Below are 19,372 nucleotides of genomic sequence, written 5' to 3'. Positions count from 1 at the left end.
TAGAATACATCAATAAAAAACGCCCTGTATCTAAGCAGATGCAGGGCGTTTTTGAGAACTTGGTAATTGTTAATACGTATGTCTGCTTTCTTCAACAGGCTGCTTTTCTAAATCGAAGAGGTCGTTCAGTACGTCGATGAGCGTTTCGGCTTCACCACGTTTGCAGGCTGCTTTGAGCTGAAGCACCGGAAGTTTAATGATTTTCTGCATGATGCCCCGGGTAATTTTATCGATTTTCTCCGACTCATCGGGTGTAAGATGCTTCAGATGTCGGGCAATTTCGTCGCGACGAATCTGCTCCAGCGCATTTTTTAATTTATTGATCGTTGGCGATACAACCATTTCTTTCGACCAATCGCCGAATTCAGCAACTGCCTGCGAAATAATTGCCTCAACCTGCGGAATGGCAGCCAATCGCTGATTCAGTGCTTCGTCGGCCCGATTGCGAATGTGATCGATGTTATAGACCAGTACGCCAGGAATCTGCTCAACCGACGTATCGACGCTACGTGGTACCGACAAATCAATGAAATATTTGAATGTCAGCACTTTTACATTACGTAGCAATTCGGGCGTAATCAGTGGATCATCGAGCATAACCGATGTGATGATCACATCCGCCCGATGAATTTCGTCGGTCAGATTGTCGAAATCCGCAACCTGAAAGCCATATTGTTGGGCAAGTGCTTCTGATTTTGACCGGGTACGGTTGCAGAGAGTAATGTGACTTACATCGTTACCGGCGCGGGCTTCAAGGTTTTTACAAACATCGGTGCCAATCTCGCCCAGACCAACAACCAGAATATTTGGTTTCTGGTGTTCACCAACCAGTTCTTCGATCAATTCAACCGCAGCATACGAAACCGAAGCGGCACCATCGCGAAAAGCCGTTTCCTGAGCAACCCGCTTGTTGGTAAAGAAAATCGTGTGCATCAATCGGTGCAGAAACGGACCCGCCATGTCAAGATCAGCCGACCATTGGTACGATTGCTTCACTTGGTTCGGTATTTGCATATCGCCTACAACCTGCGAGTGCAATCCGGTACAAACCTCAAACAGATGTCGAACGGCATCATCGTGCGCATCGAAAAACTGAAAATAAGGTAGATACGTATCGGAGTCGGTTAGACCCTTTTCAATCAGTAACAACCGCGCAATATCTGCGTTTATAGTATCAGTAGCGCCAGCCTGATCGAGGGCGTAGTATATTTCGGTACGATTGCAGGTTGAGATGACTAATAAATCTGTCAGCCCGAAAAAATCACGTAGCCGGAGCATAAGCCCCTTAGCTTCGTCTTCGTTAAGTGCAATTAGTTCACGTATCCGCAGGGGAGCCGTTTTATGAGATAAACTAATTGCTTTGAACGTATCTAACATTTTCGATAAAACACACTAAATGGCCATTGACCTGCACAAATTTACAACACAATCATGGACGTAAAAACAACCTTTCGGGCGGCAATATCTATTTAGATAACTTCTAAATAATTCCACTCGCTCTGTTTTCAATCCTATCCGTAAAAGTAACACATAACGCAGTTCAGACGTTCTCTTCATTGGGCTAAATGCACATTTTGCCGGGTGAAACAAGCATTTTGCGAGCTGGAACGCGTTATCTATTTAATTGCAAAAATAAAGATCTAATAAGTGCTTTCAGATAGCAAAAATCAGGAAATAAACTGTCTGAAATCAGTACGAAATTATGCTGAAGTCATTTGACATTTACAGTCAGAATAACACTCTGAAAATTATAGTGGCTCTGAATCTGCTGCTGGTCGGAACGGCGTCGTTATTATATACGGATCGATTGATTAATCAATTAGAGAGTCGTGAAGAACAGTATGTGAAATTATATGCCAATAGCATTGCCTTTCTGGTCGATACCAGTCATGCTGCTTCGGGTGATCTTACGTTTGTGACGAGCGAAATTCTGGAAGCCAACAAAAGTATTCCGGCTATTTATCTCAATCCGGACGGGCAAATTGCCATGAAACGGAATATCGACGTTCCTGAAGATTATACGGCTGAAGAAACCGAGCAGTTTTTGCGGCAGAAAATTGCGGAGATGCGTAAAAATCACGTTCCTCTGGCCGTTGAGATCGGTAATGGCGTGCGTGGGCTGGTTTATTACAATAATTCAAATTTGCTGATTCAGCTCAACTATTTCCCATACGTATTGCTCGCTATTCTGGCCATCTTGAGCGTATTGGCTTATTTATCGTTTAGTTCATCACGCCGGGCCGAGCAAAACCGCGTTTGGGTAGGTTTGGCGAAAGAAACAGCTCACCAGCTTGGTACACCAATGTCGTCGTTGATGGCTTGGGTTGAGTATATGCGTTCTGACCCTGCTCAGTATGACTCCAGCATAACCGACGAGATTGAGAAAGACGTACAGCGTCTGGAAACGATAACAGCTCGTTTTTCAAGTATTGGGTCGATTCCAACATTGAAAGAAGAAAATATCAATGACGTAGTAAGCCAGTTTACCAGCTATCTCGCCCGACGAATTTCGACGAAAGTGAAAATGACTCTTGATAGTCAATTACCTGCTGATCAACTTGTTAAAATCAATAAACTTCTATTTGAATGGGTAATTGAGAATATCTGTAAAAATGCGGTCGATGCTATGAAAGGAACGGGCGAGCTGCGCTTGAATATGATAGCATTGCCACAACATCAGCAGGTCGCTATCGACATTACCGATACAGGGAAAGGAATTTCTAAGGCGAATATGCAGAAGGTATTCTCGCCGGGTTTCAGCACAAAAAAACGGGGTTGGGGATTAGGCCTCACATTGGCCAAACGTATCGTGGAAGAATATCACAGCGGCAAACTATTTGTAAAAAGCTCCGAAGTGGGAAAAGGTACTACGTTCAGAATTGTACTGAATGTAAAATAAGGCTTTAGATTTATAAAGTTATAGGGTTGTAAAGTTGGCTGACGCACTCACCAACTTTACAACCCTATAACTTTATAACCTTAAAAATCTAAATAAAAACGTTACCGTGGAAAAGGTACGGTTAACGTATCGGTTTCGATTACGTTACTTTCGTTAAGGTCGCGATCCCGAATTTTGATTTGAAACTTCGTCCGATAAAGCTGGAAGCTAGTACCATAAGGGAATATCTGATAAAAATCCAGCTTACCTTCAATAGCCCCTTTGGGTTTACCAGGCGTTAGCTCCGGAAAAATAAGTGTATTATTTACTGAAAGAGGATACTCCTCAAATCTGCTGTTGACTAGTCGAAACGTACGAATCTGATAATTCCCCCAGCCACCATTCGATGCATATTTAGCCGAATCGGCTTTCGAAAGTGGAGATGCTGTACCCAGATTCCCATCTCCATCGCGGAAGCCTATTGTAATCACCACTGAATCGCGTCTCGATTGACCAACGCCTGTGCCAGCATTGAGGGTATATTTAAACAGGCCCTTGAAGTCTATTTCGGGCGTATTAGGGTAGTCGGGTTCGGTAAAACAAGATGAAAGAAGCAACGCTGCTCCCAGAATGAAGAAATACGGTTGAATTTGTTGCCGTTGCATATTGTTGTACTTGTTACGCAATAAACGCTTAAATCTATTGTCTTTTTCACTCATTTACTCAGCCGAAGCTCAGCCGACTCGCCGGGCATTGCGGGACGAAATTCTGTCAATTAGTAGTTGTTCGCCCAATGCCGCTCAATTTGAAAAACTGGCACTATCTGTTTTCTACTACCAGTCGGCTCATAATCCGCTTTATAAAACTTATTTAAGGCATCTGAATATACGCCCGGAACAGGTTCAGGAGATTCGTCAAATACCGTTTATGCCTATTAGTTTTTTTAAAAAGCACGCTGTCTTAACCAGTTTTATAAACTCATCGGAACCGATTCTAACTAATACGTTGGCGTTTACTAGTAGTGGTACAACAGGCGAACAAACCAGTCGGCATTATGTGCCCGATTCGGCGCTTTACGATGCCATCAGTGCTCAACTTTTTGAACAACTATATGGGCCTCTTCAAGACGTTCATATTCTGGCGTTACTGCCTTCCTACCTTGAACGAAATAACTCCTCACTGGTGTATATGGTTCAGCGATTTATAGACCGAAGTAAACAGCCTTTGGCCGGAAAGTCTATCGTTGATGAACCGACAAGCGGGTTTTATCTCCACAACTATAACGAACTGACCCAACAGTTGCATGCACTTAGCCGCCAGAAAGACGGGAAAAAAATACTTCTTATCGGCGTAACGTTTGGATTGCTCGACTGGGCCGAATCGTCATCAGATTTATCTTTTCTGGGCGATCTTCCAAATCTAATTGTTATGGAAACGGGCGGTATGAAAGGAAGACGTAAAGAGTTACTACGCGATGAAGTTCATACGTTGCTCAAAGAGAAATTGAACGTGCAGGCCATTCATTCGGAATATGGTATGACCGAACTTTTGTCGCAGGCGTATTCGATGGGAGAGGGCGTATTTCGGCCAAGCGCAACGTTACGTGTTTTCCTCCGAGATATTAATGATCCGTTTTGTTTTTACGATCATGACACCACGCGGTCGGGTGGTATCAACGTAGCGGATTTAGCTAATCTGGATTCCTGTTCATTTATCGAAACGCAGGATCTTGGTCAATACGTTGGTGATGAAGGAAATTTCCGCGTTATCGGGCGTTTCGACAATTCCGATGTGCGAGGGTGTAATTTAATGATAGAATGATAGAATTACAGAATGATTGAATACCAGCTCAGAGAAGCTATTCAATCATTCTGTAATTCTATCATTGAGTTATGCGTACGATTTTACATCATCGAGCGAAATCAGATCGCCACACATGATGACCAATCGTTCAATAACGTTACGTAGCTCACGAACATTACCAGTCCAGGGTAAGGATTGCAGATAAGCCATGGCATCGGGCGTCAGCTCTTTAGGCGATGCTCCGTATTCGGTGGCAATATCATGCAAAAACTTATCGGCCAGCAAGGGAATATCGGTCCGACGTTCGGCCAGGGGCGGTACGTGAATCATAATAACGCTGAGCCGGTGGAATAAATCTTCGCGGAAATTGCCGTTTATGATTTCCTGCCGAAGATCTTTATTAGTAGCCGCAATAACCCGTACGTTTACCTTGATTTCTTTATCGCCACCAACACGAGTTATTTTGTTCTCCTGCAACGCCCGAAGCACTTTCGCCTGAGCCGACAAACTCATATCACCAATTTCATCGAGAAACAACGTACCACCGTCGGCTTGTTCGAATTTGCCCGTACGTTTGGCCGCAGCGCCTGTAAAAGCACCTTTTTCGTGACCAAACAGTTCACTTTCAATTAGTTCGCTAGGTATAGCTGCGCAGTTTACCTCTATTAAATGGTGATTTGCGCGGCTACCTTTTTCATGAATCTGTTTGGCAACCATTTCTTTCCCCGAACCATTGGCTCCTGTAACCAGTACCCGGGCTTCAGTTGCTGCTACCCGATTGATCGTATCCTTTACTTTCTTGATTGGCTCTGATTCGCCAACAATTTCGTTCAATTTGTAGATACGTTTCTTCAGGGTTTTGGTTTCCTGCAGCAGTTTGGCCCGCTCAATGGCATTACGTACCGTAACGAGCAGGCGGTTCAGATCGGGTGGTTTTGTAATGAAATCGTAGGCTCCGCGTTTGGTTGCTTCAACAGCATTTTCGACATTGCCGAATGCTGAAACCATGATGAACTGTGTGGCTTTGCTGGCTTCACTAGCTTTCAAAAGAACATCAAGACCGGTCAGTTTAGGCATCTTAATGTCGCACAGGGCAACATCGTAATTGCTGCGCAGAATCATTTCCAGCCCTTCTTCTCCATCTTTTGCTTCATCGACCTCGTAGCCTTCATACTCCAGGATGTCGCGTAACGCTGCCCGGATTTTCCACTCATCATCCACGATAATCAGTTTGGCCATAGAACTGGATATTTTTATTCGGTAAGTAAAAGTAAGTCAGAATTTATTTATATCGGGTGCCCTATATGTTTTTATTCCATTAGAACCGACAACTTAATAATAGTCAGACGTAGCAATGCAAACTAAGTAACTAGTAAATCTACAGGGCCGAAAAATAGGAAATTTGTACGGCATACAGCGTATTGCCGGTCAAATTTGCCAAAATCGACAGTCAGAGAGCATCAGCGCGGTAATTGTAGATTCACAGCCTCGTTTATGTTGGTACGTTGATCTATAGGACGTATACGAAATGAATACGTATATGGTTTTGTGGCAGGCAACAGATATTCGGTATGAACTCGTGGAGACCAACTATCATCGCCCCCTAATCCCATTTGCGCCATATCAATGTTTATGACCGTATGTTCGCCATGTTCAACTTCCTGTGTATCGGGTTGTTTAGCCTGCAATAATGCCTCATCAGTGTAGTCACGTGCATTGATGTTGAGCGGCTTGCCAGAGTTCAAGTCGGCAATAACTAAAAAGCCTGTGCCTAGTGCGTCCGTAAGTTTTGCCCAGCGAACATCGGTTTTGTTGCCATTTTCCTGAGCCATGCTATAGGGGAAAAACTGATCCGTAATTTTTGTTTCATAAATGCCAATTTTTGCGGCATCTTTTCGGTCGGCATAGCTTTCGAACGGCCCACGTCCATACCATTTCATCGTTGCAAACGTTGGCGGAAGCGTTACCTGCATACCTATACGGGCAAGCGGAGGAAGCGTACCAGAGGGTGTATACGTAGTAGTAATCTGAACGTCGCCAGTCCCATATACTATATAATCCGTTTGCTGTAAAATACCGCCACCGTTGCAGGCCAATTCATTCGTGCAGCTAACCCGAATCATTTGTGTATGGGGTTCTAGCTTAAAATCAACAGGGTGTGTCTGAACGGTATCATAACCTGCTTTTCGCCAGCGTGATGCGAAAGAATTAACCTGTCCGCCTTCATCATTATCGGTTGGAACGCGCCAGAAACTTGGTTGAAACCCCCTGTTTAGGGCGTCGGTAGACAGCATATTTTTACCCCGAAAAAGCCACTGACTTAATGTCCCTTTAGTTTTATCGAAAATGATGGCGAAGTCACGCCCTCGGATTGTTACGTTAGTTGGCGTTGAGGTTGCTTTTACAGGAAGAAGCCGATTCATGCCTACAACAATAGGCGTAGGGGAGTTGATCTTCACCGGAAACTGACCACTTGCTACGTCATGACCAGCCGGGGCCCAAGTGGTAGCCTGTTTCAGTCGAACTGTTACGTTCAGAAAATATTCGCCCGATTGCGCCATTCGATTGGCTTGATTTGGCCGCGCATTGCCGTCGATTTGCCGCGAATCGACGTATTCATCGAGCCGGATCGGTAGCGTTAAAACCTGCGTTTGCCCCGGTTTTGCTACGAGGTTATTTTCTCCCCCGCGTTGTACAACCTCGCCGTTACGTACTAATTCCCATTCGAGCCGAAACAAATCGAGGGGTAAAAAATCGTAGGCATTCCGAACGTTAATTTTAAACGGTTGCCCGGCCGACAATGCTGTTGGGGGCGTTAATTTAACATATTGATAGACAAGCTTTACTTCGTTGAGTTCAGGCTGTGGCGTTCGGTCGGGGTTAACAAGACCGTCGCAGGCATTGGCACCGTCGATATAATTTATGTGCGCTGTGTACTCTTTCCCTGAACTATTTTTCAGCCGTAAACCCTGATCGACCCAATCCCAGATGAAACCGCCCTGCATCCGTGGATATTTATCGATAGCAGCCCAATAATCTTTAAGATTGCCAACACTGTTGCCCATGGCATGTGCAAATTCACAGACAATGACGGGCCGGGTCGGGTCTTTTTCCATGAGTTTGATCATGTCATCGACCGACGGATACATCGTTGAAATAATGTCGAAATTGCTTAACGACGTAGCGTTATAAGGTTGTCGTCCTTCATAATGTATAGGCCGGGTCGGGTCAATCATACGGATTATGTCGGCCATATCGCGGAAATTCTGGCCCATTCCCGTTTCATTTCCCAACGACCATATTACGATGGAGGGATGATTTTTATCCCGTTCAACCATAGCCCTTCCGCGTGCCACAAACGCATCCCGCCATTCGGGTTTAGCGGCTGGTGTCTGGTCTTTACCCCATAATTCATGGCTCTCGATATTAGCCTCGTCAATAACGTAAAGCCCGTATTCATCACAGAGATCATACCAGTCTGTTACGTTCGGATAATGTGACGTACGAACCGCATTGATATTGTACTGCTTCATGAGCTTAATATCCTGCACCATCGATTCGTAGCTAATCACTCGGCCAGTCGTTGGATCGAACTCGTGTCGGTTAACTCCTTTATACGTAACGGGCTTTCCATTGAGCAGCAATAGTCCATCGGCTAGTTTCATTTCACGAAAACCAATACGTTGGGTGATAACCTCTGTGGGCTGACCATCGGAGCCAAGCAACTGAGCGGTAAGCATATAAAGTGATGGCGATTCGGCACTCCAGAGCGCAGGCGCTTTTACTTCTTTCGACAATCGAAACAGTGATTCCTGCCCGGTGTCAGTAGCATTGTCGGAAGTTAAGGTTTCGGTGAAAATTGCCTCCTTTTTTGGATTATATAACGTAACACGTAGTCGATAGGGGGCGATTGTACCCTGCGCATTCAACGTGCGTACATTGGCGTTAATTTTCAACGTAGCATCACGGTATTGATCGTCAAGATCGGTAACGATGGTTAAATCGCGTAAGTACGTTTTAGGACGAGCAACCAGAAATACATCCCGGAAAATACCTGAAATTCGCCAGAAATCCTGATCTTCCAGATAACTTCCATCCGACCAGTTAATGACCTCAACGGCCAATAAATTCTCGCCCGTTTTGAGTTTGTCGGTAATCTGAAACTCCGCTGGTGTCATGCTATCTTCATGATAACCAACTGGTTGTCCGTTTAAGTAAACTCGGCAAGTTGACTGAACACCCGCAAAGTGTAGGAATATATTTCGGTTCTGAAAATTAGCTGGTACCGTAAACCGAAGCCGATACAGACCTACGGCGTTCGTGTCTGACGTAATGCGGGGTGGAGTAGCCGGAAACGGGTGTTTGTTATTAGTGAAAACAGGTCGGTCGTAAGAGCGGCCTTCGCGGGCGCCTACCACCTGCCAATTTGATGGGACTGGTAAATTATCCCAGTTTTGGTCATTTAACGTGGGCTGGTAGAAATCGCCCGGTATTAGAGAAGGGTGTTTTAACCAGCGAAATTTCCACGTACCATTCAGCAATTTTGTATAAGGCGACGTTCGCCAATTGGTAGAAGCTAATGCTTGAGTTTCGGTTTCGAAAGGAATCAGGTTGGCATGTGGCTTTTCGGTATTGAGGCTGATGATTTGTGGGTTTTCCCAATCAGGCAGATTCTGAGCAAGACTGGTTACAGATAAAAAAACGATTAAAAAGAGGAAGGTAGGTAAGCGTTTGAGCATCGTAAATACGTTTGTTTCTGTACATAAGCGAATGCGTTAGCGCAAAAGCGAATGTTAAAGAACGCACTTATTCACGAGCCATACAGCAAACGGCTTAAATTACATCTAAATTTAACGGCCTTTCACCTACCTCAAACGTAATGGTTATACGTAGTCTTTTAATTAGTTTACTACTGTTGTTGATATACGTAGCGTCGCCAGCCCAATCACGACGACGTACACAGCTAACAACTCCTCAGTCTAGCGGGCCGGTTCCGGTTGTAGCAGCTCCTCAAACGCGGCTTCTTGAAAGTCTGGTGATGAACAGCTCGATCATGAATCAGACTGTCAAATTTTCGATATATCTGCCCCCTGATTACTACGTATCGAACCGACGTTATCCGGTAGTTTATCTGCTGCATGGTCTGGGCGATGATGAAACGGGCTGGATTCAGTTCGGTGAAGCTGACCGTATTGCTGATGCCGCTATTCGATCTGGCGACGTACCACCGATGATAATTGTCATGCCCAATGCCGGTACTACGTGGTATGTGAATGATTATCTGAATAAAATTCGTTACGAAGATATGTTTGTGCAGGAACTGATTCCGCACATCGATTCGATGTTTCGTACCCGGACACAGCGGGAATACAGGGGCGTTTCTGGGTTGTCGATGGGAGGGTTTGGATCGTTGATGCTGGCTATGCACCACCCCGATTTATTTAGTTCATGTGCCGCTTTGAGTGCGGGTATCCGAACTGATGAAAGCTTTAAAAGTATTCCCGACGAGCGTTATAATACAGTTTTTGCCCCCATTTTTAGCGGGCCAGCTACGGGCGATGAACGACTAACACTAACCTGGAAGCGAAATAGCCCGATCACGCTGGCAAAATCTGCTCCGGAAGGAGATCTGACACGCGTGCGCTGGTATATCGATTGTGGTGATGATGATGCCCTGACTGTTGGAAATGCGGCTCTACATCTGGCTTTGCTAGAACGAAAAATTCCTCACGAATACCGCGCTCGTGATGGAGCACATACCTGGTCGTATTGGCGCACAGGGTTGCCCGAAGCGTTGAAGTTCATCGGAACGAGCTTCCATCGGTAAGTTACTACGTTACGCACAGCTCTAATAAAAAAGACAGACAGGCCGCTAGCTTCAAAATAGTTGAGCTATGCAGTCTGTCTGTTTTTAATAGAAAGGCCAGCTTAATGACGTAAAATAGATTACTTTGTATTGTTGTGTAGGGAGAAGTCGTAGATTTTTAATGACGAAGTGAATTCACTGCCTTTGTTATATAAAATGGCATACTCTCCTGCCGCCACATCTTCTTCAAAAAATACTTTATATAGTGTATTACTGATTTTTGTGAACCGAAATGGAATGGCTCCTGTACCAAAACCTGTTTCAGATGTATAAGATGACTGACGACCGATAACTACTTCCCGACCGCGATCACTCACTTTTGTTCGGATAACCACAAAATCATTAGGGCTGGCAACGCCCTCAAAAACAGACTCGGCAACCGTATTCATATTTTTACGAGCACCACCAAAAACCAGATAGAAAACAGGACGGTTGTCTTCAATAATCATGTTGGCAGATTTATTGGCCAAACCTACTCGTTGAGTAGTACCGCTAATACCCAGCGTAGTATTATTGGCAACAGATTCGCCCACACTCCCATTTTTAGTCTGATTGGTTGTGGTTGGTTCTAATTGTAAATACTGGGCTTTAGGAGTTTTATAATCTTCGTAATATATACCTGGTTCAGCAAATCGAGACCGGGCTGCCAATGGCAAATTGTCAGGATGCGGAGGCAGTGTGCCAGCAATGAGATTGGGGTTTGTACTCTGTTTCTGAGCCCGCTTAGGCACCATCATCACTTTAACCAGTTGGTCAGGCACACGAGCTGATTTTAGCGCAATAATATCATCTGTAGATAGACTAAAATTCGTATCGCTATACTGAATCTTTTTAGTGATGATGGTACGTGGAACTCCACTTGTATGCATTTCGATAATATCCTGATTCTTCAGTGTAGGAAGAGGAGACGAAGCTAACATCATGGCATCAACTACAGGCTCCGGAACATTAGCTTGTTTCAGTTCGATTAAGCCGCTAGTCGACATATTGAACTGAGGCTTACTTGCTTTTATTTTATCAATTATTAGGTCACGGGCTATCTTGGCCTGTACCATCGTAATAATATTCTGATTACCAATTGTTTCCTGGGCAAGTACGTTCAGTGAGGACAGAATCAGCAAAAGGAGGAGGTAAACTTGTTTTCTCATATTACTTAATAAGTGTTGGTATAGTAAGCATTGTAAAGATAGTATGACACACAGTCAGATTTATCTACCGTTTAAAATATTACTGCTACTTTTTCGTTCAAATTTCTTGCTAAATCGGCGTTGGCAGATGTATAGTAAAGAATGAACAGGTGGATTACGTTACTACACTACTTTATTCCACTTATTCAAGCAAAGGTAACACTGATATGGGGGCAGATTTTTAAACGTATATTGGATTCCTACTACTCTTAATTTATGATTATATACTAATATTATAATATTTTTACTAGATAAGTTTATATAAACGATTGGATATGCTGGTTAAAAGATAGAATAGCAGGATTTTTTATCGTAACCTGTAAAGGTTAATCTATAATTAAACGAAAACAGCCTTAGTCTGACTTTACTGGAACGGGAAATTTCTTCGTGAATACCGCGCTCGTGATGGCGCACATACTTTATTGACGCATAGGATTTCCCCAAGCGTTGAAATTTATCGGATATGCTTTCAATGGTAAGCTGCTACGTAACGACTACTGGCGCATAATCGGAACAATAACTTCAGTTTCATCCCATACCAGCGACATGTCGGCGCCGTTAGTGGCCGGAGCCAGATTGATAGTAAACTGCTCGGCCACTGGGCTATGTTTATGTGATTCGACCTGCACACGTAGCACATCTTTCGACTGGTCGTAATTAGTGCCCCACTGGCCAGTTTCGCTATTAAAAATAGTGACCCAAGTACTATTCGATGGAATTGTCCAGAGCGAATAAGTACCGGCTTTTAAAGGCTGTCCTGCTACTGTTACGTTCTGATTGAACGTAATGACCGTTGCCTCATTTGCCCCTGTTCGCCAGACTTTACCATAAGGAACAAGAGTTCCGAAAATCGCGCGTTCTTTTTTATAGGGGCGGCAGTAGTTTACACTGATTTTAAGACCACTCTGGTCGAACTCGGCAATGGCTTCAGGACTACTGGATTTGGTCCAGCTACGTAATGAAAAAAGACCCACGAGTACAACCGCAGCAATAATTCCCAGAACAATAAAAAGACGTTTCATGTGTGTCAGGTAGTTGAAAACAGACTGGCTGCAAGGTACAAATTATTCAATCCGTACGAACCGTATAGCTATTGTGAAAACATGAATGTCTTACAAATGCCGTTATATCCCCGAAAATGGCAATAGTACGTGAGGGGGTACAACCTATTGCGACTCCCTCACGTATTTACTTAAGCTGTTTCCTGTTTAAGTTTATCGCGTAACTGAAACAATTCGTCGCGAAGACGAGCGGCTTCCATAAAGTCGAGGTCTTTGGCTGCGCGTTCCATTTTGGATTGGGTTTCAACAATCATTTTCTCCAGATCGCCTTTGCCCATGTAACGCACCACAGGATCGGCCGCTATCCGAATTTCCTCTGGCTCGATATAAACCTGTCTTACTTTCGAATCAGCTACTTTGGTTTGACCCATAATTGCTTCTTTCGATTTCAGAACCGTAGTTGGAGTGATGCCATGATCGATATTATATTCCATCTGAATAGCCCGGCGACGGTTCGTTTCATCAATGGCTTTTTGCATCGAACCTGTAATCCTGTCGGCATACATAATTACCTTTCCATCGGCATTCCGGGCGGCCCGGCCAATGGTTTGGATCAGTGAACGAATGTCGCGCAGAAATCCTTCTTTGTCGGCGTCCATGATCGCAACCAGCGATACTTCAGGAAGGTCGAGTCCTTCACGTAGCAAGTTTACGCCCACTAGTACGTCGAAATTTCCGAGTCGCAAATCGCGTAGAATTTCAACCCGATCGAGCGTTTTTACTTCGGAGTGAATATAACGTGTTCGGATACCAACCCGCTCGAGGTATTTGGTTAACTCTTCGGCCATTCGTTTGGTCAACGTAGTAACCAGCACACGATCTCCTTTTTTTACCCGACTATCAATCGATTCAAGCAGATCGTCAATTTGATTCAGGCTCGGACGTACTTCAATTTCTGGATCGAGCAGGCCCGTTGGCCTAATAAGTTGCTCAACCACAACGCCTTCGCTACGTCGTAATTCATAATCGGCTGGTGTTGCTGATACGAAAATGGCTTGTCCTGATAAATCCTCGAATTCCTGAAACGTCAATGGGCGGTTGTCCATCGCAGAAGGGAGCCGGAAACCATAATCGACCAGCGCCGTTTTACGAGAGCGGTCGCCCCCCCACATCGCACGAATTTGCGGAATCGTTACGTGGCTCTCATCGACAACTAACAGATAATCTTCCGGGAAATAATCGAGCAGACAGAACGGCCGTTGACCGGGAAGCCGTCGGTCGAAATAGCGTGAGTAGTTTTCAATACCCGAGCAATAGCCTAATTCGCGCATCATTTCGAGATCAAATTCAGTACGTTCACGTATACGGGTAGCTTCCATTTCGCGGAATTCTGATTCGAAGTAACGTATCTGCGCCACCATATCATCCTGAATCTGGTGAATAGCACCTTGCATTGTTTCGCTACTGGTTACGAACAGATTTGCCGGAAAAATAGTAACGATACGTTCGTCGGAGAGCTTGCGCCCGGTCGATGGATCGATACGTTGGATAGTTTCTATTTCATCGCCGAAGAAAATAACCCGATAGGCAAAATCAGCGTATGCTACGTATAGATCAACGGTATCGCCTTTGACACGGAAATTGCCGCGTTGAAATTCGCCTTCCGTGCGGCTATACAGAATGCTAACCAACTGGTGCAGAAACTGATTCCGACTTAAGCGGGCGCCTACTTCAATTGGTACTACGTTCCGTTTGAATTCGTCGGGATTACCCATGCCATAGATGCACGAGACAGAAGCGACAACAATAACATCACGCCGACCACTCATGAGTGCCGACGTAGCAGAAAGCCTTAGCTTGTCAATTTCTTCGTTGATAGCCAGATCTTTCTCGATATAGGTATTGGTCGTCGCTATATAAGCTTCTGGCTGATAATAATCGTAATAGCTTATGAAGTACTCGACAGCATTGTTGGGGAAAAACTGCTTGAATTCGCCGTAAAGCTGGGCAGCCAGCGTTTTATTATGGCTCAAAACAAGCGTAGGACGATTGGTCTGAGCTATTACATTGGCAACACTAAATGTTTTGCCAGACCCTGTAACTCCCAGCAACACTTGCGCTGGTTCGCCTTCTTTAAGCCCTTTGATGAGTTGTTCAATCGCCTTCGGCTGATCGCCGGTGGGCTGAAATTCAGAGGTTAGTTGGAAGTTCATTAGTGCCGTTTGGAATCTGGCTAATTTACGAATAAATGGCCCGAATTCCAAGGAGAGTTCGATTCTTATCCAGTTAAGGAGGTATTAAATTAGTTCCCTTTTCAACGTGACCAACAGCCCTTTTGTGCCGCCACCGTAAATGTCGGTATCGACCACCGAAACAACTTCCCAACCTTCCTGACCGAGTTCATTTAATCGGTTGGTTAATTCCTGTGCATCTACCTTGCCGCCCCAAAAGCCGCCAGCAGATACGTCTAAAATTCTGTATTCGAATCGTTTCATAGCTTATGAATAAAAAAGCCCCTACAACTCTGTAGAGGCTTCAATTTATAAACTAGTTGTGGTTTATCCCACACTACCTTCCAGACTGATGGCCAGCAGCTTCTGAGCTTCCACCGCAAATTCCATCGGAAGCTGATTCAGAACTTCTTTGGCGTATCCGTTGATAATCAGGGCTACTGCCTGCTCGGTTGGAATACCACGCTGGTTGCAATAGAACAACTGATCTTCGCCGATTTTCGATGTAGTGGCTTCGTGTTCTACCGTGGCCGAAGGATTGTTTACTTCAAGATACGGGAACGTATGCGCACCGCATTTATCGCCCAGCAACAGCGAGTCGCATTGCGAATAGTTACGGGCGTTTTCAGCGCGCTTCATCACCTCTACCAGACCCCGATAGGAGTTCTGACTTTTACCCGCCGAGATACCTTTCGATACAATCCGGCTTTTGGTGTTTTTGCCGATGTGAATCATTTTGGTGCCCGTATCGGCCTGCTGCATGTTGTTGGTAACAGCTACCGAATAAAATTCACCAATTGAGTTATCGCCTTTCAAAATCACCGATGGGTATTTCCACGTAATGGCAGAACCTGTTTCAACCTGTGTCCAGGAGATTTTGGCGTTCGGGCCTTCGCAGATACCACGTTTGGTAACGAAGTTATAAATTCCACCTTTCCCGTCTTTATCGCCCGGATACCAGTTCTGAACCGTCGAGTATTTAATTTCGGCATCGGCATGAGCAATCAGCTCAACTACAGCCGCGTGAAGTTGGTTTTCGTCGCGCATGGGAGCCGTGCAGCCCTCCAGATAGCTTACGTACGAACCTTCGTCAGCAATAATCAGCGTACGCTCAAACTGACCCGTTCCGGCAGCGTTAATCCGGAAATAGGTTGATAATTCCATCGGGCAACGAACGCCTTTCGGAATGTAACAGAATGAACCGTCGGTGAAAACTGCCGCATTGAGCGCAGCAAAATAGTTGTCTTTTGCAGGAACGACTGAACCAAGGTATTTCTTTACCAGCTCAGGGTGTTCATGAACGGCCTCAGTGATAGAACAGAAGATGATACCACGCTCAGCCAGATCTTTCTTGAACGTAGTAGCTACTGAAACCGAGTCCATAACGGCATCAACGGCCACACGCGGGCGGTCGCTCGGATTTGTATCCGAAGTGGTACCATCAACAACACCAGCCAGTCTTTTCTGTTCGCTTAGCGAAATACCAAGCCGATTGAATGTATCCAGCAGTTCAGGATCAATTTCGTCGAGCGAGTTAACAGTTTTTTTCTGTTTGGGCGCCGAATAATATTTAATGGCCTGATAGTCAATTTTTTGATACGTAACGTTCGGCCATGTAGGCTCGGTCATTCCCTGCCACATATGGAATGCCTTCAAGCGATTTTCGAGCAACCACTCAGGCTCGTTTTTCTTCGCAGAAATAAATCGAATAATGCTCTCATCAAGGCCTACCGGAGCCTCATCGGCCTCAATATTGGTCTCGAATCCGTATTTATATTCAGCGTTGGTTATGCTTTCTAAAATGTCAGCGTCCTTGCTCATAGTCTCGGTTAATGACTTGCCTTATTGCACCGTTGTGCTACTTTTTTAACACTCGGCTTAACGGGTACGTTCCGGGCAGGCTGGACAAATATCGGAAACTTTCCGTTATTTTCGGGAATATCAGTCTTTATACTCTATCTGTTTATGCCTCCGCCCAAGAAACGGATCAATATCGAATTGCACTTGAGCCTCTCTGCTACGTTTCTGAGTTTGGCAGCATTAATTGTCTCTGTTTTTCAAACTAAGATTTCACGCGAAGAACAGCACGCTTCTGTCTGGCCTTATCTACAGACAATTGGTTCGAATTTCGATCAGGAGTTTCATTTCGGGCTGGAGAACAAAGGCGTAGGGCCGGCTATTATAAAGAAGTATGTGCTTAGCTATAAGGGGAAAGAGTATCCGAACATACAGGCGTTGTTTTTCGAAAATATCGGTCGACGTACTCTTGGCGGAAAAGGATTTGGTGGTATGGTTAGTGGTGACGTTTTCAAGTCTGGCGAAAACCTGGAACTTTTGTTTGTGAGCAAAAATGATTCGATCGTTCAGAAAGTAGGACAAATGATTGCCGATACGTCGTTTCGGGTACGTATTCACTATGCTGATGTGTATGGCAATTGCTGGCTTCTCGACCATAATAAAGTGACGGAAGTGAGTGAATGTCCAGAGCCGTAAACAACAAATGCCGCTACGTAGTACGTAACGGCATCGTGAGGTTGAGCAAATCAGAAATTAGTTGAGTGTCACTTTAATATCGCTGTAATAGAGCGTGGTTAAACCTTCAAAACCAGAGTCGGTACCAACCAGCAACCAGAGTTCACCTTTGTCGTTCGACTTGGCAGTGAATGGCTTTTCGGCGTTGCTACGTTTAATAAGCGTGTATTTTCCAGTATCGTCAGTGGTGCCAATGTTGCCCAGACGGATAGCGTCTTTGCCATCATTATTCTGAACGCCTTTATCGAGATTAAGTGAATAAAAGCCGTCTTTCAGTTCTTTGACCGGTTCAATAGCCGAAGCACCAACTTTCAGCCAGACACTGCCACCCGGCGAACCGCCAATACCAATCGAATTTTCGGGATATTTCGATGCCAGTTCAACATTGAAAACGAGTTTGTAATCTTTGTTTGGCTGTAAACCTGTTACTTTCTTTTTCAAAAACATGAATGCATCATCACTGCGGTTCATGCTCTCGATCATGATCGACTTGCGGGTAGAATCAAGTGGTGAAGGCAACTTTGAATGAGCTGATTTAAACTCCATGATTTCGGCCTGTGGAGTACCATAATCGGTAATATCGGCTGTCCAGCCATCAGCGTCGCGCTGGAAAGAAGATTGATAAGGAAGGCCAGCTTGTGTTGGCACATCGTCTTGTTTGCATGATGAAAAACTGAATAAGCTAACCGTTAAAACAGTTGTTAACAAAAACGTTGACTTCATTATAAAACTTTGTTGATTTCCTATACGGACTCTTCGAAGTTGCTAACCGTTGTAAACGTTTTTTAAAATTATCAGAATCGCCCCCGGCTCGTACTATCCAGGCCACGTAGCGCCAGATAAAACGCAATCACGTAAATTATCTGATTACCAGCGCCTGTCCAGTCTTCTTTGAGTGTTGTTCCGAACAATAAACTACCAATAATTAATCCGCCGAGCAGGTAGCCCCATTTTGAAAATTGACCGCCGATTAGGATAAGAATTCCACAGATCAGCTCAAAAAATGGAAGCGTATAAAGAAAACTTTTAGTAAGTAATGGCGGGAGGATAGTATTGGCAAAACCAGCTTCCGTTTTTGCAACAAATGCCTGAAGTTTCGGAATACGTACTAGCCCATGCATGAGCATATTGATGCCCAAGCCAATACGTATCACAAGCTGAGCTAACTGATTCGAATTCATAAGATATAAAAAAGAGGAAGGTTAGAAGTGGCAGATAACGGACGAAACGTTATTTATTGTTCATCGTTTGCTCGCCCAATTCGGTTTCTTCTTCGGCTAGTACGTCGTCATTGATGCGTTCATTATCACTCATCTCAGCCGTTTTAGATGAGTTTGTGTTTGCTGCCGCTGACGGACTCATTTGTTCGGCCTGCGCTACGCCGGGTTCAGCCTTTTCAGCCTGTGCCAATAACTGAACAACGCCCTGATTGTCGTCGTCGGCTGGATTATAGTCTTTGGTTTCGTTAATATTCATAGTGCTACGTAGTGTTTTTGGTTAGCTGCTCGACCGTGTTACGTGACCGCCAAGCGAGTAATTATCGTCCTGATGATGATCGTGTTCGCCCGTTGGGTCGCCGTCTTCGTCGAGCGGTTCGTCGTATTCTTCTTCGTTTGCTACGTTGTTAGCTTCCGTTTCATCATCGCCATCCTCCATAGTGGCACCACTCTGATTTCGGAACGGATCGGGAGCCATACGGTCTTCCCACGCACCTGCCGAATACGTATCAGCCAATGTATCGTTGTCCTGAATTGTATACATATTGTTGTCTGCTTAAGTGATGCTAACATAACCCGGTAGAAAGCCGAAAGGTTAGACTTCACTACGTTAACAACTTTGTTGGAGACAGTTTTTACGTCATAAATCAACCTATT

Annotated in this window: 17 protein-coding genes; 4 read left to right on the top strand and 13 right to left on the bottom strand. The window is 44.8% G+C overall.

Features of this window, described 5'->3' with window-relative positions:
- Positions 1-69: 69 nt before the first annotated feature.
- Positions 70-1,377: a glutamyl-tRNA reductase gene (hemA, locus tag ACYVD4_RS13395; RefSeq protein WP_460946382.1), complete on the bottom strand. Its 1,308-nt coding sequence runs from the start codon at positions 1,375-1,377 to the stop codon at positions 70-72.
- Positions 1,378-1,702: 325 nt separating this feature from the next.
- On the opposite strand from hemA, the gene ACYVD4_RS13390 reads away from it, so the two are divergent.
- Positions 1,703-2,899: a sensor histidine kinase gene (locus ACYVD4_RS13390; RefSeq protein ID WP_460946380.1), complete on the top strand. Its 1,197-nt coding sequence runs from the start codon at positions 1,703-1,705 to the stop codon at positions 2,897-2,899.
- A gap of 101 nt (positions 2,900-3,000) precedes the next feature.
- On the opposite strand, the gene ACYVD4_RS13385 is transcribed toward ACYVD4_RS13390, so the two are convergent.
- Positions 3,001-3,543: a hypothetical protein gene (locus ACYVD4_RS13385; RefSeq protein WP_460946378.1), complete on the bottom strand. Its 543-nt coding sequence runs from the start codon at positions 3,541-3,543 to the stop codon at positions 3,001-3,003.
- Positions 3,544-3,580: 37 nt separating this feature from the next.
- Between ACYVD4_RS13385 and ACYVD4_RS13380 the strand changes: the two genes are divergently transcribed.
- On the top strand, positions 3,581-4,699 hold the full coding sequence (locus ACYVD4_RS13380) for a LuxE/PaaK family acyltransferase (RefSeq protein ID WP_460946376.1): 1,119 nt from the start codon (positions 3,581-3,583) through the stop codon (positions 4,697-4,699).
- A gap of 69 nt (positions 4,700-4,768) precedes the next feature.
- Here ACYVD4_RS13380 and ACYVD4_RS13375 read toward each other — a convergent pair whose 3' ends face one another.
- Entirely contained in the window at positions 4,769-5,920 is a 1,152-nt protein-coding gene (locus ACYVD4_RS13375) for a sigma-54-dependent transcriptional regulator (protein WP_460946374.1), read from the bottom strand.
- A gap of 221 nt (positions 5,921-6,141) precedes the next feature.
- The gene (gene lacZ, locus ACYVD4_RS13370; RefSeq protein ID WP_460946372.1) at positions 6,142-9,420 is read right to left on the bottom strand and encodes a beta-galactosidase, LacZ type; all 3,279 of its coding nucleotides are present in this window, start codon (positions 9,418-9,420) and stop codon (positions 6,142-6,144) included.
- A 140-nt stretch (positions 9,421-9,560) separates the two neighbouring features.
- On the opposite strand from lacZ, the gene ACYVD4_RS13365 reads away from it, so the two are divergent.
- Entirely contained in the window at positions 9,561-10,508 is a 948-nt protein-coding gene (locus ACYVD4_RS13365) for an alpha/beta hydrolase (protein WP_460946370.1), read from the top strand.
- A gap of 119 nt (positions 10,509-10,627) precedes the next feature.
- Here the strand turns inward: ACYVD4_RS13365 and ACYVD4_RS13360 are convergent, their stop codons facing one another.
- The 5 genes from ACYVD4_RS13360 to sufB all read right to left on the bottom strand — a co-directional run bounded on the left by ACYVD4_RS13360 (position 10,628) and on the right by sufB (position 16,787).
- Positions 10,628-11,695 (bottom strand): hypothetical protein, encoded by a 1,068-nt coding sequence (locus ACYVD4_RS13360; protein ID WP_460946368.1) that lies wholly within the window; start codon positions 11,693-11,695, stop codon positions 10,628-10,630.
- 533 nt (positions 11,696-12,228) lie between these two features.
- Positions 12,229-12,756 (bottom strand): DUF2911 domain-containing protein, encoded by a 528-nt coding sequence (locus ACYVD4_RS13355; RefSeq protein WP_460946366.1) that lies wholly within the window; start codon positions 12,754-12,756, stop codon positions 12,229-12,231.
- Between the two features lie 170 nt (positions 12,757-12,926).
- On the bottom strand, positions 12,927-14,948 hold the full coding sequence (gene uvrB / locus ACYVD4_RS13350; protein ID WP_460946364.1) for an excinuclease ABC subunit UvrB: 2,022 nt from the start codon (positions 14,946-14,948) through the stop codon (positions 12,927-12,929).
- 84 nt (positions 14,949-15,032) lie between these two features.
- On the bottom strand, positions 15,033-15,230 hold the full coding sequence (locus ACYVD4_RS13345) for a DUF4177 domain-containing protein (RefSeq protein ID WP_460946362.1): 198 nt from the start codon (positions 15,228-15,230) through the stop codon (positions 15,033-15,035).
- A gap of 63 nt (positions 15,231-15,293) precedes the next feature.
- Positions 15,294-16,787, bottom strand: a complete 1,494-nt coding sequence (gene sufB / locus ACYVD4_RS13340; protein WP_460946360.1) for a Fe-S cluster assembly protein SufB — start codon at positions 16,785-16,787, stop codon at positions 15,294-15,296.
- 24 nt (positions 16,788-16,811) lie between these two features.
- On the opposite strand from sufB, the gene ACYVD4_RS13335 reads away from it, so the two are divergent.
- Entirely contained in the window at positions 16,812-17,459 is a 648-nt protein-coding gene (locus ACYVD4_RS13335) for a hypothetical protein (protein WP_460946359.1), read from the top strand.
- Between the two features lie 57 nt (positions 17,460-17,516).
- Here ACYVD4_RS13335 and ACYVD4_RS13330 read toward each other — a convergent pair whose 3' ends face one another.
- The 4 genes from ACYVD4_RS13330 to ACYVD4_RS13315 form a co-directional block, all read right to left on the bottom strand.
- Positions 17,517-18,221, bottom strand: a complete 705-nt coding sequence (locus ACYVD4_RS13330) for a hypothetical protein (RefSeq protein WP_460946357.1) — start codon at positions 18,219-18,221, stop codon at positions 17,517-17,519.
- A 71-nt stretch (positions 18,222-18,292) separates the two neighbouring features.
- Positions 18,293-18,679 carry a DoxX family membrane protein gene (locus tag ACYVD4_RS13325; protein WP_460946355.1) on the bottom strand — a complete coding sequence of 129 codons (387 nt, stop codon included), beginning with the start codon at positions 18,677-18,679 and terminating at the stop codon, positions 18,293-18,295.
- Positions 18,680-18,728: 49 nt separating this feature from the next.
- On the bottom strand, positions 18,729-18,974 hold the full coding sequence (locus ACYVD4_RS13320) for a hypothetical protein (protein WP_460946353.1): 246 nt from the start codon (positions 18,972-18,974) through the stop codon (positions 18,729-18,731).
- Positions 18,975-18,995: 21 nt separating this feature from the next.
- Complete coding sequence (locus ACYVD4_RS13315) at positions 18,996-19,259, bottom strand: hypothetical protein (protein WP_460946351.1); 264 nt, start codon at positions 19,257-19,259, stop codon at positions 18,996-18,998.
- Between the last annotated feature and the right edge of the window lie 113 nt (positions 19,260-19,372).

The sequence above is a fragment of the Spirosoma daeguense genome, from assembly GCF_054776875.1.
Note: the sequence above shows the minus strand (reverse complement) of the source record. Positions and strands in the feature narration are given on the sequence as shown.